10 protein-coding genes and 1 pseudogene are annotated in these 17,602 nt (G+C 66.9%); 5 read left to right on the forward strand and 6 right to left on the reverse strand.

Annotation, left to right across the window (positions count from 1 at the left end):
* Positions 1–150: 150 nt before the first annotated feature.
* From ACVWYP_RS32715 to ACVWYP_RS32725, 3 genes are all read right to left on the reverse strand, one after another.
* A complete protein-coding gene (locus ACVWYP_RS32715; RefSeq protein ID WP_304496165.1) occupies positions 151–3,168 on the reverse strand; it encodes an autotransporter family protein in 3,018 nt (1,005 codons plus the stop codon).
* A 402-nt stretch (positions 3,169–3,570) separates the two neighbouring features.
* On the reverse strand, positions 3,571–6,111 hold the full coding sequence (locus tag ACVWYP_RS32720; protein ID WP_304496166.1) for a sensor domain-containing protein: 2,541 nt from the start codon (positions 6,109–6,111) through the stop codon (positions 3,571–3,573).
* 294 nt (positions 6,112–6,405) lie between these two features.
* Positions 6,406–6,576: a DUF1127 domain-containing protein gene (locus tag ACVWYP_RS32725; protein WP_304496167.1), complete on the reverse strand. Its 171-nt coding sequence runs from the start codon at positions 6,574–6,576 to the stop codon at positions 6,406–6,408.
* A 246-nt stretch (positions 6,577–6,822) separates the two neighbouring features.
* Here ACVWYP_RS32725 and ACVWYP_RS32730 point away from each other — a divergent pair.
* Both ACVWYP_RS32730 and ACVWYP_RS32735 read left to right on the forward strand, forming a co-directional pair.
* Positions 6,823–8,167, forward strand: a pseudogene (locus ACVWYP_RS32730) (aminotransferase-like domain-containing protein).
* Positions 8,168–8,313: 146 nt separating this feature from the next.
* Positions 8,314–8,601, forward strand: a complete 288-nt coding sequence (locus ACVWYP_RS32735; protein WP_304496169.1) for a hypothetical protein — start codon at positions 8,314–8,316, stop codon at positions 8,599–8,601.
* Between the two features lie 113 nt (positions 8,602–8,714).
* On the opposite strand, the gene ACVWYP_RS32740 is transcribed toward ACVWYP_RS32735, so the two are convergent.
* Complete coding sequence (locus tag ACVWYP_RS32740; RefSeq protein ID WP_304496170.1) at positions 8,715–9,335, reverse strand: hypothetical protein; 621 nt, start codon at positions 9,333–9,335, stop codon at positions 8,715–8,717.
* A gap of 71 nt (positions 9,336–9,406) precedes the next feature.
* On the opposite strand from ACVWYP_RS32740, the gene ACVWYP_RS32745 reads away from it, so the two are divergent.
* Positions 9,407–9,841: a hypothetical protein gene (locus ACVWYP_RS32745; RefSeq protein WP_304496171.1), complete on the forward strand. Its 435-nt coding sequence runs from the start codon at positions 9,407–9,409 to the stop codon at positions 9,839–9,841.
* Between the two features lie 14 nt (positions 9,842–9,855).
* Here ACVWYP_RS32745 and ACVWYP_RS32750 read toward each other — a convergent pair whose 3' ends face one another.
* Entirely contained in the window at positions 9,856–12,258 is a 2,403-nt protein-coding gene (locus ACVWYP_RS32750) for an EAL domain-containing protein (RefSeq protein ID WP_304496172.1), read from the reverse strand.
* Positions 12,259–12,405: 147 nt separating this feature from the next.
* Positions 12,406–13,794: an MFS transporter gene (locus ACVWYP_RS32755; RefSeq protein ID WP_304500338.1), complete on the reverse strand. Its 1,389-nt coding sequence runs from the start codon at positions 13,792–13,794 to the stop codon at positions 12,406–12,408.
* Between the two features lie 617 nt (positions 13,795–14,411).
* On the opposite strand from ACVWYP_RS32755, the gene ACVWYP_RS32760 reads away from it, so the two are divergent.
* Both ACVWYP_RS32760 and ACVWYP_RS32765 read left to right on the forward strand, forming a co-directional pair.
* Positions 14,412–15,488 (forward strand): lysylphosphatidylglycerol synthase transmembrane domain-containing protein, encoded by a 1,077-nt coding sequence (locus tag ACVWYP_RS32760; RefSeq protein WP_028337716.1) that lies wholly within the window; start codon positions 14,412–14,414, stop codon positions 15,486–15,488.
* 103 nt (positions 15,489–15,591) lie between these two features.
* Complete coding sequence (locus ACVWYP_RS32765) at positions 15,592–17,559, forward strand: SGNH/GDSL hydrolase family protein (RefSeq protein ID WP_439711105.1); 1,968 nt, start codon at positions 15,592–15,594, stop codon at positions 17,557–17,559.
* Positions 17,560–17,602: the final 43 nt, after the last annotated feature.

Raw genomic sequence — 17,602 nt, forward strand, 5'->3', positions numbered from 1 at the left:
GGCGCTGACCGACGGCGATTGATCGCTATGGACCGAAGAGCGGACGCATTGTGCTCACGTTGAGCTCTTCACCTTTTGACCCGCCACCGGACTTGCCATAGTCGCTTTAGATGCGGCGCATCATCACGACGGCATGTCGCTCCGCCCGCTCTACCACGTGTAACGGATCGTGCCGGTGCCGGCATAGGTTTGCGAGCCGCGCGCGAACTCGCCGTCGAACTTGCCGAGAAGTGTGACGCCGTTGACGAGCTTGAGCTCGGCGCCCGCGGATACCAGCGCGGAGTCCTTCGCGGGCGCCGCGCCGTTGACGATGAAGCTTGCGCCGGGAAGCGTCTGGAACACGGCGGTCAGCGCCGGGTCGCTCACCCAGTCGTGCGCCCAGGCAACGCGTCCGCGCCAGGTCAGCACGGCATCGCGGGAGAACGCCGTCACATAGTCGAAACGGCTGCCGAGCTCGCTCCTGGTATCCGTGCCGGCGCGCGAATTGTAGGTCAGCCCGAAGCCGCCACCGCTGACGTCGACCTCGCTGTAGCCAGGGGTGCGGAAGTTCTGCGCCTGCAGCGCAGCGTAGGGCGTGATCCCGGCGACCGGTGAGCCGAAGCGATAACCGCCTTCGGCGCGTCCGGCAAAGCTCTGCGCGTTGAAATCGGCGGTGAGGTGGTCGCCGAACGCCGCGACGCGGTCGGTCGACATCCAGTAATTGGCAAACGCCAGCGATGCCGCGACGTAGGCCGGACCCGAGCGGGTCGCGGCATAGGCGCCGGCCTGGAATGCATCGCTCCTGCCACCGCCCAAGCCCTGTGCGAGATCCCATCGTGTACCGCCGCCGGCGAGCGCGAAGCCCAATACCGTGTCGCGGGTGAAATGATAGTCGAGGCCGGTGGCATAGCCCGCGGCACGCGACGTCAGGTCATGACTGCCGAGCACGGCCGGATCGCCATTGGTCTTGTTGTAGCCGCCGAAGCCGGCGCCCCATACGCTCCAGCGCGGCTCGTACACCGCGGGCGGCGCCTTGTAGAGCGGCGTCTTCATCACCTTGGCATAAGCGAGCGCGATGTCGGCGGGCAGCTCCGGCCGATCGGGCGCAAAGCCGAGCGTGGGACTGCCGGCGCCAGCGACGCCGTTGCGTCCATCGACGAACGGATCGAGCATGACGCCGAGGAACTGGGTCATCAGCTGGAAGGCACCCTGCTGCGCGCCGGTCGCCGCCTCGCCCGAAAGCAGCGTGAGTGCGTTGGCGCGATTGGCGCCGGTTAGGGAGAACAGGTTGCCGAAGCCCGGCGGCAGCGTCCCGCCGCTGTTGAAGAAGTTGTTGAGCGCGCTCGCGACGTTCTGCTGGTTCTGGTTGAGGCCGGTGCCCGCCCCTAAGACGGCACTCGTCAGGGTGAGAACTACGTCATTGGCGGTATAGGTCAGGCCAAAGGTGAAATTCGAATTGCTCACGCTCAGCCCGTCGAACCTGCTGCCGCCCAGCCCGTTGGCGTGCAGGATCGTATAGGCCTGCCCACGCGTGAAGGAGCCGGGGCCGACCACGGCCTGCACGGTGCCAGCGAGCGTCGCCGTGCCCGTGACGTTGGCAAAGCTCGCGGCCGACGGGCTCACCTGCACCAGATAAACCGCGCCCGACTGGAAGGCGAGGTTGCCGGCGACCGTCATCGAGCTGCCGGCGGCGCCCGAGCCGGGCGCGAACGTGCCGCCGCTGGTCATCGTGAAGCTGCCGGTCGTGCCCGTTCCGGTGAGGGAGTTGACGCCAGCGGTGAAGACGATCGCATCGGCACGCGTCACACCGTCCCCGGAAAGGCCGCCGGTGATCGTGCCGTTGTTGACGATCGCGAGGCCCGCGCCGCTGATGCCGGCACCGCCGGCGCCGGGGGTGGCACTGCCGCCCCCGATGCCAAAGCTTCCGCCATTTCCACCCGAAATAAATCCGGCGTTCGTGAGCGTCCCACCGGCGCCGGCGAAGGAGACGCCGACACCGCCGGAGGCGCCGTTCCCACCGGAGGCGCTGACGAGCCCGATGCCGCCGCTTCCGCCGTTTCCTCCCGTAATGGATCCGGCGTTCGTCAGCGACCCGCTTGTGCCGGCGAAGGCTACGCCCGCTCCGCCGGAGCCACCCGCGCCAGCCGATCCGGCGCCGCTCAAGCCCGTAGAACTCTGCCCGCCGTTTCCGCCATTTCCACCCGTTATGGTTCCGGAGGTCGTGAGCGTTGCACCCGTGCCGGCGAAATAGGCGCCCGCTCCGCCGGAGCCGCCGTTCCCGCCGGGGGCGCCGAAACTGCCGATCCCGCCGCTTCCGCCGTTTCCTCCCGTAATGGCTTCGGTGTTCGTGAGCATCCCGCCGGTGCCGGCGAAGGAGACGCCCGCACCGCCGGAGCCGCCCGCACCACCCGATCCGATGAAGCCCATGGTCGCAAAACCACGTCCGCCGCTTCCGCCACTTCCCCCCGTCATGGTTCCGGAGGTCGTGAGCATTGCACCCGAGTCGACGAAATAGGCGCCCACTCCGCCGGACCCACCAGCTCCGCCGTTTCCTCCGCCGCCGCCGGCAAAGGGTTGAATGAGATTTCCGTTGCCGCCGTTGCCGCCTGTTCCTCCGTCAATCGACCCGGAATTCGTGTTGGCGGTTGCCCCCGAGACGATGGCTCCATAGCCGCCGCTGCCGCCACCACCACCGCCGGCGCCGCTCCCGCCGTTCCCGCCGGTGCCGCCGGCCAGCGCACCGACATTGCCAAGTGTCGTCGCCACGGTTCCGTTAGTACCCCCGGCCCCGCCGCCACCACCGCCAGCGCTACCGACGCCGCCGCCTCCGTTTGTCCCGTTTGCGCCGGGCGTATTGCCGCCGGCGCCTGCGAGCCCGCCGGTTGAGCCGGTCCCGCCGGAGCCGCCGTTGCCACCCCCTGCGCCCCCGCCACCGCCGCCCGAACCTGCAAGGCCAGTCAATCCGTTGGCTCCGGCACCGCCGTTTGGATCGTTGCCGCCCGCGCCGCCTGAGTTGGATGCATCGCCGCCCTTGCCGCCGTCCGCGCGCGCGGGCGTCGGCGCCATCGAAATGGCGACAAGTGCAATGCAAACGGTCGCTGCGATCAATGTGGTGCCGGAGAGCAATGCCGTGCGCCGTCGTGCGACGATGCGGCCTGCGACATCGCCGCGGTCCGCCGGCGTTGCCATGCCATCGGATGAGTCGATACGTGCGGCTCGCGCACGCAATTGCTGCGAATACACAATTCGCCCCCTCGCGTCCCGCGGTAACGCTATTTGTGTGCCAGCTCACAATCAATCAAAGATGGAATTTGCAATATGGATTGCCGCCGCTTGTGGCTTTCGCGCTACGTTGTCGGACAGCTCGGATGCTTGGCATTACCAGCTTAGTTGCTGCGATTGCCCACAGCCGCTGTTGGCCCTTCTCGAACCTCCGGCGAGGTCCGCTTTCTCGCGGCTGTCAGGGTGAGAGCGGACGTCAAGCGAGCCTCATCCAACTCCGATGGTGAGTCCGTGTCCTGGCTGAATGGTCAGCTGCCACCATCGAGGCAAAGCCACGCACAAAAAGAATGCCGCCGAAGCGGTGTTCGGCTAGAGGCGATTCCATTTCGGCTGGATCCGGCGCGCCTCGCGCTCGATGCTGGCGGCCACCAGCGGCGCCTTGTCGGCGGCGACCGGCGGGGAAAGCACGAAGCCCTGCACCACATCGCAATCGAGCCCGCCGAGCACGTCCAGTTCGGCGGACAATTCGGCTCCCTCCGCCACGACCGTCATGCCGAGCCCGTGCGACAGGGCGATGATGCCGCCGAGCAGCTTGCGTTTCTCCGGCGCGGTGGAAATGCCATCCACGAAAGCCCGGTCCACTTTCAGGCAGTCGAAAGGCAGGCGCGTCAGGTAGCCGAGCGAGGAATAGCCCGAGCCGAAATCGTCCAGCGCCAGCCGGGCGCCCAAGCCGGACAGCGCCGTCAGCGTGCGGCTGATCCGTTGCTCGGTATGATCCACGAACAGGCTTTCGGTCAGCTCCAGGCAGAGCAGCTCCGCCGGAAAGCCGGTCTCTGCCAGGATGGCCGAGACCGCGGTCTCGAAATCCACGCTCCAGATCTGCGCCGGCGAGACATTGACCGAGATGGAGCGCGGCGGCAGCCCGGCGTCCAGCCAGGCGCGGCCCTGCCGGCACGCCTCGCGCAGCACCCACAGGCCGAGGTCGACGATGAGGCCGGAGCTTTCGGCGATCGGGATGAACTCCGCCGGCGAGATCGGCCCGCGCTCGGGATGGGCCCAGCGCAGCAGCGCCTCGAAGCCGGTGACGCGGCCGGTCTTCAGGTCCACCTGCGGCTGGTAATGCGCCTCGAGGGCGCCGGCCTCCACGGCGTGGCGCAGATGGCGGCCGAGATCGAGCCTTTCATCGACCGCCTGCGCATAGACCGGCTCGAACAGTTGCGCCCGGCCGCGCCCGGCCTCCTTGGCCATGTAGAGCGCGAGGTCCGCGTTGCGCACGGCGGTCTCCGCCGTCGCGCCATGCTCCGGCAGGCGGGCGATGCCGATGGTGGCGCCGACCGAGGCCTCGCCCTCGGCGAGATCGACGGGGCCGGACAGTTTGCCGATGAGCCGATCGGCAAGCCCGGTCAGCGCGGCGTCGGACGTGTCGCATCCATCCGCCAGCACGGCGAATTCGTCGCCGCCGAGCCGGGCGATGAAGGCGCGCGGCCCCAGGTCCTGCCGCAACGCAGCCGCCACCTTGATCAGCAATTCGTCACCGGCGGCATGGCCGAGGGAATCATTGACCTCCTTGAAGCGATCGAGGTCGATGAGCAGCAGCGCACCCGTCCGGCCTCCCTGGGAGCAGCCTTCGGTCAGGGCGGCGAGCTGGCGCGTGAACAGCGCGCGATTGGCAAGGCCGGTCAACGGATCGCTGTAGGCGAGCTGCTCGAGCTGGCGCTCGGCTTCCTTGCGCTCGGTGACGTCCTGCACGGTGCCGATGATGCCGATGACCTTGTCGTGGGCAACCTCCGCCTTGCAGATCACAGCCAGATCGCGCGGCATACCGTCCGCGTGCAGGATGCGCAGGTCGGTGGCCTCGGTCCGGCGGGTGCGCAGCACCCGTTTCTGCACCTCCCGGAAGCGGTCGGCGTCGCCGTCCAGGAAATAGGGCCTCATGTTCTCATCGGTCGGCTCGAACGTGTCGGGCAAGCCGAGAAGCTGGTAGAGCTCGGGCGCCCAGATCGTGCGGCCGCTCTCCAGCCGGTGGCTCCAGGTGCCGATTTTGCCGAGGCGGTGGGCTTCCTCCAGCGCCCGCGTGCGCTGGTCGAGCAGCGCCTTGGCCGCCCTGAGCTGGGTGATGTCGCTGGAGGTGCCGCGGTAGCCGAGAAAGCTGCCGTCATCGGCGAAGATCGGCTTGCCGCTGGTGCAGATGCTGACGCGCGAGCCGTCCTTGCCGATCAGCGTATAGGTGAAGTCGCGAAAAGGGCGATGGGCCTCCATATCGGCCCGGTGCCGCGCCATGGCCTCCCCATCCTCGGGCGCATAAGTCAGTTCCCAGCGCGCCTTCCTGCCGGCGGCCACGGTCTGGAACGCCGCATTGCCGGCAAGCGATTTGGGATAGGGCAGCAGCCGATGCTCGGCGTCGCTCTCCCAGCACCAGTCCGAGGCGGTAGAGACGAAATCGGCCAGCCGTTGCTCGCTCTCCGCCAGGCGCCGCAGCGCGGAGGTCTCCTCCGTGACGTCGCGGACAATGCCGGACACGCGTCGAACCTGACCGCGCGCGTCGAATTCCGGCTCGCCATGCACGACGCAGTCGAGCAGGCTGCCATCGGGACCGCGGAGTCTCGTCCGCACCGCATAGGGCCGCCCCTCCGCCCAGCAAGCCGCGTAATGCGCCTCCAGCAGCTTCCGGCTTTCAGGCAAATAGCGCTCGCGCACCGTGGCGATGGGGATGTAGCCGTCGGCGGTCTCGAATTCGTAGAATGCGGCGAGCTCAGGCGATATCCAGAGATCGGTCGCGGCGGCACTCTGCGACTCCCAGTAGCCCATGCGGGCCAACCTGATCGCACAGCGCAGCGATCGCTCCTCGTGCCAGCGGCGACGCGCTTCCCGGGTCGGGGCCTGCCCTTGCGACAATTTGCGAGCGGCCATCGGTCCCCAACTCAACGCTAGCGTACGCAGCTAACAGGCTAGCATATGGCCTCACAACCTTGGAGCGACGGCGGTGAGGAGATGGGGTTCTTCCGCTTCTTTGGTGTAGTTTCGGTGAATTCTGCAACCGGCAGTCGGCGCCCGGCCCTAAAGCGCGACGTGATTGGGTTGAATCGTCATCGCGCTTTAGCTCTTTGTTTGAGCATGATCTCTGCGCAAACGCGTCCCGCGTTTGTCGCGAGGGAAAACCGCTTCGCACTTTTCCGGATCATGCCTTAGCGCCGCACCGGCATCTTAACGGATCCGCACCAGCTCGAGGTCGAAGTCGCCGGTGACGGCGGTCTCGATCTGGCAGCGTGAGAGTCCGATATCGCGCAACGCCCGGTCATCGAGCTGGCGCAGCGTCTTGATCGCCTCGCGGCGCACCCAATGGGTCGCGAGTGCATCGCCCCAAACTCGGAGCAATCGGAGCAATCCGCCCAACATGCTGGACCGCGCGGGCCCTGCGGCGGCTGAGGATATCGCTGACATTGTCATCTCCTTCGCTGCCCATGGGCAAAGCTACGCCATTGACGCAAATGCCGTTTTAGCGTCTGTGCCGTCGGGACCTCGGATTGCTTGCGCGCTCCTCGGTGCAATCATGGGCTTGTTCCCTCTTAAATGATCCGGTACATTGCTCGGAGCAAGTAAAACATTGCTCTCGGTGCAATAATGTCGAGGTTCGAATATCTGAAGCTGGCGGATGCGGTGGCCGCGGAGATCGCCAGCGGCGCGCTGAAGGCGGGCGACCGGCTGCCGCCGCAGCGTCATTTCGCCTATGACCGCAACATCGCCGTCTCGACGGCGAGCAGGGTCTACACCGAGCTGTTGCGGCGCGGGCTGGTGGTCGGTGAAGTCGGCCGCGGCACCTTCGTCTCCGGCGAGGCGCGCCCGCGGCATCGCGGCGCCGACCGAGCCGCGCGGCGCCCGCATCGACCTCGAGTTCAACTATCCGCTGCTGCCGCACCAGGCGACGATGATCGCCAAGAGCCTCGAAGGGCTGGAGCGGCCCGAGGTGCTCGAGGGCGCGCTGCGGCCGGCGACCAGTTTTGGCACGCGGGCGGCACGAACCATCTCCTCGGAATTTCTGGCGCGCAAGAACTGGACGCCAAATCCGGACCAGATCGTGTTCACCGCCAATGGCCGGCAATGCATCGCCGCCGCGCTCGCCGCCGTCGTGCCGCCCGGCGGACGCTGCGGCGTCGAGGCGCTGACCTACCCGTTCGTCAAAGGCATCGCCGCGCGGCTCGGCATCTCGCTGGTGCCGCTCGCGATGGACGAACACGGCGTGCGACCGGATGCGGTGCAGAAGGCGCATCGCGAGGCGCATCTGTCCGCGATCTACGTCCAGCCCACGATCCAGAACCCGCTCAGCATCACCATGCCGCCCGAGCGCCGCGCCGATCTGCTGCGCGTGGTGGAGAAGCTCGGCCTCGTCGTCATCGAGGACGGCGTCTACGGCTTCCTCGACGATGAGGCGCCGCTCGCCGCGCTCGCGCCCGACAGCTGCATCATGCTCGACAGCCTGTCGAAGAAGGTCGCGCCGGGCCTCGCGCTCGGCTTCATCGTGTCACCGCCGCGGCTGCGCGAAAGCATCATGGCCGCGGTGCGCTCGGGCGGCTGGACCGCGTCGGGCTACGCCTTCGCCGCGGGGCAGCGGCTGATGGCCGACGGCACCGCCGCCGAATTGTCGCGGCTGAAGCGGATCGATGCCGGCCGCCGCCAGCTTCTGGCGGCGAAGCATCTGGCCGATTTCGAAATCCAGACCAATCCGAAGTCGTATCATCTCTGGCTGACCTTGCCGCCACATTGGCGCTCGCAGACCCTGGTGGCGGCCGCAGCGCGCCGCGACATCGCGCTGACGCCGTCGACGACCTTTGCCGCCACGCCGGGGCACGCGCCCAATGCGGTGCGGCTCGCGCTCGCCGCACCGCCGATGGAGCAACTCGACCTCGGCCTGCGGACTCTCGCAGGCATGCTGAGCGCGACCGAGGAGGATTTTGACTCGACGGAGTGACGCGCGTTCACTCCGAAGCGGCGCGGCAGTCCAGAATTGGATACGAGTGGCACTCGCGATCGCGGCACTCGCGGCGGCCTATTTCCAGTGATCGCGCCAGAACATCAAAAGCCACAGGCCGCATACGTCTTTCTCACGAGACGGAAATGCGCGCCCTCGGCTACGAAGTCCACATCCATGCACTGGTTGCCTCTGCGATATTCCCCGATCACGCCGCACTGCAGATATTCGAGGTTTATCCGCCAGCGCTTTTCCTGCGGGGAATAGGTCGCAAAGTCGTGCTGCGCGACCGGCGTTCCCTTGCAAATTCCGGCAACGTATTGCCGCACGTCGGGCGGCAGATTGTCGACGTGATTGTGATCCAGCGGATCATGCTTGTTGCCTACGCTGCCCTTGGAAAGCGCCGGCGGGATGCTCAGGAGCACAAGGCATAGAGCCAAAAATGGAGCCCGGATTGTCATCTGACCCTCCAGCCAAAAGCAAATCCGTCGCCGAGTTTACAGCGCGTTGCTTACAGCCCGCTTACAGTCCGGCCGCGCGAACCGCTTCACTGATTGCGAACCGCCTTCGGCAGCAGCGCATCGGGCAATTGATCGAAGCTGTAGCGCCGCGGCCGGTTGCGCGTGACGAAGCCACCGACCTGCCAGGTGAACAGCGCCGCAAAGCCGACCAGGAACAGCGCGCCCATCCAGTTCGATGTCAGCAGCGCCATCAGCAGCAGTCCCGCCATTGCCACCGCAAGACACGCCAGCAGCGCCAGCGCGGCGGTATACGTCTTCGGTCCGAGGCCTCCGACCAGCCTGGCCGTGCTGCCCGCCGCCTGCATCCGGCGATGCAGCTCGACGATGAAGTCGCGGTAGAGATGTCCCTGCGGCGCCACCAGCGTCGCGGTCTGCCAGGTGGTCGAGAGGATCGCGATCCGCCCGCCTTTGGCGTTGTCGATGTCGGCGCGAAACCGCTGCTGCTGCATCGAGACCGGGCGATAGGACAGTTTCACCGCGGAGATGTCGGCATAGTCCCACACGCCGGACCGGCCGGCGATCCGCCACGCCAGCCCGTCCCCGGTCAGCTCGAACTGGTGCGCCGAGCCGATCAAGGAGGCCTTGTAGGCGTAGCGCACCGCCGTGCCCTCGCCTGCCTCCGACCGGTCCTGCAACGTTGTTGGCAATTCGCCGTTCCACCTGTTCAAACCTACGCGCAAGCTTGCGCAGCCTGTCGCGCCTATCCTACAAGCGAGCCATGCCCGAGACGACCTATTTTCCGCGTTACCTCATCCTCGGCGGCGCGATGATATCCGGCGTGCTGCTGGCGCTTGCCGTGCACATGCTCGGCGCGCGCTACGGGCTCGATCTCGGCGGCCTGTGGCGCTCCGACAGCCACGAGTTCATGCCGGCGGGCGCGGCGATCGCGTGGTGGCTGATCGCGACCGTCGGATTTTCGGGCGGCTACTTCACCGCGAATCTGATGCACAGCGCTGTGGCCGGCCAGATCCCGCAGCGGATGCGCAACTTCCTGATCGTCCTCGGCGTATTGATGCTGGCCGGCGCAGGCCAGGCCGCGTCGGCGCCGAGCACGGTTTCGACCATTTCCGCCGTGCTCGCCGGCCTTGCCGCCCTGTGCCTCGGCGCGGTGATGGCGTTCTGCGGCGCCTATTTTGCCCTGCGCAAGAGCTGAGCTAGCCTTCCAACTCAGGCGACCGACCGTTCCGGCGCCCGACGCAACATCTTGGCGACGTCGGCTGCCGGCCGCGGCGGGCTGAACAGATAGCCCTGCGCCTGCGTGCAGCCCTCCTGACGCAGCAGGTCGAACTGGGTGTCGGTCTCGACCCCTTCGGCGGTCGTGACGATGCCGAGGCTCTTGCCGAGGCCGGTGACCGCGCGCACGATCGCCATCGAGTCCTCGCGTGTCGCAAGGTCGGTGACGAAGGAACGGTCGATCTTGATCTTGTCGAACGGGAAGCTGCGCAGATAGCTCAGCGAGGAATAGCCGGTGCCGAAATCGTCCAGCGAGATGCGGACGCCGAAGCCGCGCAGCTCATGCAGCACCGCGAGCGTCGCCTCGCTGTTCTGCAGCAGCACCGATTCGGTGATCTCGAGCTCGAGCCGGTCCGCCGACAGGCCCGATGCTTGCAGCGCCGCCTTCACCGACGACACCAGGTTCGGGTTCTTGAACTGCACCGGCGAGAGATTGACGGCGACCGCGACGGCCTCGGGCCAGCCCGCGGCATCCGCGCAGGCCTTGCGCAACACGATCTCGCCAAGCGGAACGATCAGCCCGGTTTCCTCGGCGACGGGAATGAAATTGTTCGGCGCGATCAGGCCACGCAACGAATGGTTCCAGCGCGCCAGCGCCTCGAAGGCGACGATCCGATCGCCCGCGAGATCACGGATCGGCTGATAGTAGACCTCGAACTCGTCATGCTCGAGCGCGAGTCGCAGGTCGCGCTCCAGCAGGCGGCGCGCCTGCGCGCGCGCATCCATCCCGGTCTCGAAGAAGCGATAGGTGCCGCGGCCGTCGGCCTTGGCGCGGTATAGCGCAAGATCGGCCTTTTGCAGCAATTCGTCGGGATCCTTGCCGTCCTCGGGCGCGAGCGAGATGCCGATGCTGACGCCGATCACGAGCTGATGGCCGCCGATCTCGTAGGGCGCCGCGATCCGCTCGACCACGAGGCTTGCCAGCGACGACACGACGGACGGCTCGCAATTGCTGCAGAACTGCACGATGGCGAATTCGTCGCCGCCAAGCCGCGCCACGGTGTCGTGCTCGGTCACGCATTCGCCGAGCCGGCGCGCGACTTCGCGCAGCAGCGCGTCGCCGATCGGATGCCCGAGCGTGTCGTTGATTTCCTTGAAATGATCGAGATCGAGACAGAGCACGGCTAGCTGGTCGGAGCGCTTGGCCAGTCGCGAGGCCTTCTCGAGCTGCTCGCGGAACAGCGTCCGGTTCGGCAGATTGGTCAGCGCGTCATGCCGCGCCATGTGCGAAATCTGTTCCTGGGCCTGCTGCCATTCGGTGATGTCTTCGAAGGTCGCGACCCAGCCGCCGCCCTTCATCGGCTGGTCGACGACACGGATCGCGCGCTCGTTGCGGCTGACGATCCGCGTCGCGCTGTGGCCGGCCTTTGCCTCGGCGACGAGAGCATTGCAGAACTCCTCGGGATCGCCGTCCCACTCGCCGATGGAATGGAGATCTTGCAGGACGTCGATCAGCAGGCGTCCGTGCAGCGGCACGCGACTGCGCCCCATCATCTCGCTGTAGCGCTCGTTGAACAGCATGATGCGGCCGTCGGCATCGAACATGCACAGCCCCTGCGACATGTTCTCGAGCGCGGTATCGAGCACCACCTTCTGCTTGTGAAGCTCGGTCTTGGCGCGACGGTCGAGGATCGAGGCGATCAGCGAGAGGCCGAGAATCGCGAAGGCCGCAACGGCGGTCATGAATGAGAGCACGCGCGGCGAGACCGTAAGTCCGCCGGAAACGATCGTCGGATCCGGGACGAGCGTCACCGCGCCCATCGCGGTGAAATGATGCGAGACGATCGCGACGGTCAGAAGACCGGTCGCGGCGGCGGTGGTGCCGAAACGTTCGCCACGCGTGGCAACGACGAGCGCGAGCGCGCCAAACAGGCTTCCGAACGCGATCGACGCGGCGACGATGCCGGGCGACCAGACGATACGCGCGGGCAGCTCCAGCCCGAGCATGCCGGTGTAATGCATCGCCGCGACACCGGCGCCGACGATCGCGCCGCCGGCCGCAACCGTCCGCCAGCGTTCGTCGAGCGTGGCGACGGCCAATCCGACGGCCAGGATCGCAACCGCGAGCACCAGCGACAGCAGCGTGATGGGAATGTTGTACCCGGCCTCGATGCCGGGATCGTACGCCAGCATGGCGACGAAATGGGTGGCCCAGATACCGCAACCGCCGACCGCCGCATCGAGGCCGATCCAGATCTCGCGGGCACGACCCTGTGCGGCGCGGGCACGGTGAAACAGGCTGATCGCGACGGCGCTGGCGAGCAGGCAGATCACCCCGCCAAGGACGACCAGCCGCCAGTCATGTTCCAAAGTGAGACAGGTCAGAACGCGATACATATAGGCCCCCTTTATGGACCTATAAGAACAGACGCATTCGTGTACGAACGGTAACCGCACTGCAGCAGGGTTCCACGCATGGTGAAGAAGCCTTGAATGCAGGCGATCGAGCCAGCGCAAGGCGGAGATGCCTCGCTGCAGTTCGTCTCAACGCCGAGCCTCTGACCATGCGCCGATCCAGATCAGCGCTGCGGCCGCAAGCAACACGCTGGCGGAGATGACGAGCGCCGCATGCAGGCCGGCGATGAAGGCCGCGGACCGGCTGACCATCGAGCCGAACAGCGCGACACCGAGCACGCTGCCGGTCTGCCGGGTCGCGTTCAACGCCCCGGCCGCGATGCCGGCATGCTGCGGCTCGGCACTGCCGAGCAGCGCCGATGTCAGGGGCGGCACCAGCAGGCCGAGGCCGCCGCTCATGGCCAGCAATTGCAGGCAGATCGCGAGATAGCTCGTGCCGGGGCCGATGAACAGCAGCGCCAGGCATCCGGCGGCCGAGAGCGTTGCACCGAGCGCGATTGTCGCCGGCGCACCGATCCGCTCCGCGACACGCGGTGCGATCAGGTTGGCGGGCAGCACGGCGCCGAGCATCGGCACGAACGCGAGGCCGGTGGCGAACGCCGACAGGCCGTTGACCTGCTGGAAGTAGAGGCTGAGCACGAAGATCAGACCGTAGAACGCGACATTGACCAGAAGGCCGACCAGCGAGGTCAGGGCAAACATCCGGTGGCGGAACAGCGAGAGCGGCAGCATCGGCTGCGGCGCGCGCGCCTCACGCCAGACGAACAGCACGGAGAAGACGGCGGCGAGAGCGAAGCCCGCGATCACGAACGGGTTGCCCCAGCCGAGCGCGCCGCCTTCGATCAGCGCGCCGGCCAGCGTGCCGAGCGCGGCGATCGCCGCGACCTGACCCGGCAGATCGAGCCGGTGTTGCTGATGACGCGTGGTTTCGCTGGCAAAGCGCCAGGCGAGCCACAAGCCGGCGAGGCCGATCGGCAGGTTGACCAGAAAGATCGCGCGCCAGCCGACCAGCGCGATCAGTCCGCCGCCGACGAACGGGCCGGCGGTCAGCGCAAGGCTCGCGCCCGCGGCCCAGACCCCGACCGCGCGTCCCCGCGCCTTCTCGTCTTCATAGGCATGGCGGAGCAGCGCCAGCGAGTTCGGCACCAGGATGGCCGCGGCCAGCCCCTGCACGCAGCGGGCGGCGATCAGCGTCGCCGCATCAGGCGCGACCGCGCAGGCAACCGATGCCGCGGTGAAGATCGCAAACCCGGCCATGAAGATGCGCTTGGCGCCGATCCGGTCGCCGAGCGCGCCCGCAGTCAGGATGAAGGCCGCAAAGGCAATCGTGTAGGCGCTGACCACCCATTGCAGTTCGGCAACGCCGCCGCCAAGCGAGGCGCCGATCGCATTGAGCGCCGTGTTGACGATGGTGACGTCGAGCTGCACGACGCCATAGCCGAGACTCATCGCGGCGAGCGTCAACGTCGCCGCGAGCCCGCTCGTTTGCTGATGCGACGTTGCACGGCGGTCCGGCATGTGCCGGACGTTCAGGGATGTCTGTTGCATGGTCTTGTCCTTGCTCTCGGCAACCAATGCGAGACATAGGCCTTCGTTTCGCCGCAACACTTCGCCACCGATCGAAGTGTGGAATCGCATGCCGGCCGGCCTGCCCGACGGCGGCCGGCTTGCGCGGCGTTTTGCCTCAATAGACCTACGGACCGCCCTCGCGCGCCTCATTTGGCCCCGAGCGCAGGGCGGATCATGCGCAAGCGCGCGTCGACTTCACACTTTGGTAAACGCCATAGCCGGCTCAGGCGTCCCCATGCTGATGCATATCGTCTATTCGCCTCGCGCCAACTGACCCGCATCGACGCCGGGACGGCGGCAAAATCGGCGAAAAAGCCGACGAAATCGCTTGGAACGGCGGAACATGCAGTGGCCCCGTCGCTGTCCTGCGACTCACATTCCGCAGAGCGAGAACATATGTAGCCAATATGACAATGACGCTGGACGAGGGCCGAAGCTTGGCTTGTCAAGGGCTGCACAACGCATCGGTTTTGCCTTATGGGTCATCGCGTACGGTGCGTTTGCCCGTCACCCGTCGCCGTCCGTGACCGGGTCCCACTGAAATTGCCGCCCCGCCGGGAGGATGAATGCTTCGGCTGCTGACCACGCTTGGGCGTGGTTTCAAGGAAAAGATCGGCTGGAAACGGCTCGGGATCGCCGCGAGTGTGTTGATCATCGCGTTCGCGATCACGTCGCTTGTTCACACCCTGAAGGGCGTCGATACCGGCATCATTCTCACCGCGCTCACCAACATCGCGCCGCATCGGATCGCGCTGGCGGCGCTCTGCGTGGTCGGGGCGTTCTGCACGCTGACCTTCTACGACTTCTTCGCGCTGCGCACGATCGGCAAGATCCATGTCCCCTACCGCATCGCAGCGCTGTCGAGCTTCACGAGCTACACGATCGGCCACAATATCGGCGCCACGGTGTTCACCGGCGGCGCGATCCGCTTCCGGATCTATTCCGATTACGGCCTCTCCGCGATCGACGTCGCCAAGATCTGCTTTCTGTCGGGCCTGACCTTCTGGCTCGGCAATTTGTTCGTGCTCGGCTTCGGCATGGCCTGGCACCCGGCGGCGGCGTCGGCGATGGACCTGCTGCCGCCGGCGATGAACCGGCTGATCGCGCTCGGCTGCCTTGCCGGCATCGGCGCCTATTTCGTCTGGCTCCTGACCGGCGAGAAGCGCCGCGAGCTCGGCCAGAACGGCTGGAAGGTGGTGCTGCCCTCGGCCAAGCTGACGCTGCTGCAGATCCTGATCGGCGTGGTCGATCTCGGCTTCTGCGCGCTCGCAATGTACCTGCTGATGCCGACCGAGCCGCATATCGACTTCGTCTCGCTGGCGGTCGTGTTCATCCTGGCGACGCTGCTCGGCTTCGCCAGCCACGCTCCCGGCTCGATCGGCGTGTTCGACGCCGCGATGCTGGTGGCGCTGCCGGAGTTCAGCAAGGAACAATTGCTGGCGACGCTGGTCGTGTTCCGCATCCTCTACTTCCTGATCCCGTTCGGGATTTCGATCTCGATCATGGGCATGCGCGAGCTCTGGCTCAACGTGGTGCAGCCCTGGCAAGAGCGGAAACGACTAAGCCAAGCCTGCACGGCTTCGGCGACCGTGCGGCAACCGATCGAAAGCCGGCAGCAGCGGGTCAGGCAGCTGAAACGGTAGCAGACAACGTTATCGGCCCTCGTGCGGGCCCCTCGACCCCGGATTTTCGATCCTCGCAGCCGCTTCTCTTATTTTCGCCGTACCGCTCGCGTCAAACCGCGCCATGATTGGCTTTTTGGTTCGATTTTCGTTTCGGGTGACGGTCTGCAGCGTGCTGCTCGGCAGCGCGCTGGCAGCGGTATTCGCATCAGCCGCGGACGCGCAGGACAATCAGCTGCAGATCTCCTGGGAGGTCCGCAACCGCTTCCGCCTGTTCCGCGAGGAACGCGACTTCCGCCTGCATGTCGAAAGCGGGCTTGGCCGCAGCGTACTGGCCTCGGAACAGGCGCTGGAACTGCAAAGCGACGGCCGCGGCTGGGCGCGCAATACCGTGAACCGGCTCTGCATCGACCTGCAGGGCCGCGTCAGCGAGCCCTGCACGCGCGACAACGTCAAGGAAAGCTATCTGACGCCGATCGATCATCCGATCGTCGTGCAGCTCACCGGACCGGTTCCGGTCGGCGCGACCTGCGCCTGGTCGTTCGACGACGGCGACGGGCCGCAATCCTCGACATTCGATTGCGCCGAGCCGGTCAATCTGCGCGTCCGCTACGGCCGCACCACGGTCGCGACCGTCGACGTCGCGAGCGGCTCGGACGCCAACCAGCGCGTGACGACGCCGATCGAGGTGCGCGACTTGCTGATCGCGGGCCTCGGCGACAGCATCGCATCCGGCGAGGGCAATCCCGACCGCGCGATTGCGCTCTCCGACGAGGGGTTCTGCTTCCGCTCCTATCTCGGCGGGGCGCAATATTACCGGCCGAGCCGCGCCGGCTACAAAGGCGGCCGCGCCTGCGAAGCGCCGGACACCCTGACCAACTGGCAGCGCCAGAGCGCGCTGTGGCTCAACTCGGCCTGTCACCGGTCGCTGTACAGCTACCAGACCCGCACGGCGCTCGCGCTCGCCGTGCAATATCCGCACATCGCGGTGACCTATCTGCCGCTGGCCTGCACCGGCGCCACCATCTCCGACGGCCTGCTCGGCTCGCAGCAGGCGCGGGAATGTCTGCCGACGAAGACAGCCAACACCTGCTCGGGCACCGTCAACGGCCAGATCGCGGAGCTGCGCACGGCACTCGCCGCCGCCAAGCGCCGTCAGCCCGACCGCACCCTCGACCTCGTGCTGCTGTCGATCGGCGCCAACGACATCTACTTCTCCGGCCTCGTCGCCAACGTGATCGTCGACACGCCGACCGAGCGCACGCTGTTCAGCCGCGGCGGCTCGATGGCCAGCGTCGACGATGCCCGTTCGGCGCTGGCGCGCGACCTGCCGGCCGACTTTGCCAAGCTGCGTGATGCGCTGAAGCCGCTGGTCGGCGGCGATCTCTCGCACGTGATCTACACGGCCTATGCCAATCCGGCGCTGGCCAATGGCGGCGCACCCTGCCCCGGCGGCCGCGCCGGCTTCGAGATCCATCCCTCGTTCAACGCCGATCCCAAACGCCTCGCGTCGGTCTCGAGCTTCGTGCAGAACGAGTTCCTGCCGCAGCTCAAGGCGATCGCGCAGTGCCAGTCCGGTATCATCTGCCGCAATCCGCAGGCCGACCGCATGACCTTCGTCGACGCGCATCAGGACGCGTTTGCGAGCCATGGCTTCTGCGCACGCGCGTCGACCGATCCGGAATTCGACCGCGACTGCTTCGCCGCCAATGGCGACAGCTTCGTGTCGGACATCGTCGCCGCGGCCAACCAGCCGCTCAAATGCGGCCGCAGCGCCGGCGAATACCGCGCCTATCTGCCGCGCGCGCGCTGGATCCGCGACGCCAATGACAGCTACTTCACGGCGATGACCTACCCGCAGGGTCTGCCGTCCTCGATGCAGCCAAGCGACATCCACGACGCGACATGGGGCATCCTGTCGGCGGTGTATGGCGGCGCGGTGCATCCGAGCGCCGAAGGCCATGCGGCGATGGCCGATGCCGCGGTCCCCGCGGCCGCCACCGTGCTGCAATTGAACACCGCGGTGCCCGAAGTGATTTCCGAACCGGTCGCGCCATTGCCGATGCCGATTGCACCGACGGGACAGCGCTGAACGCTCACGCTGCCACGCAAGAGCGGAGCGTGAGCGCGCGCAG

Source organism: Bradyrhizobium sp. USDA 3262 (genome assembly GCF_054060035.1).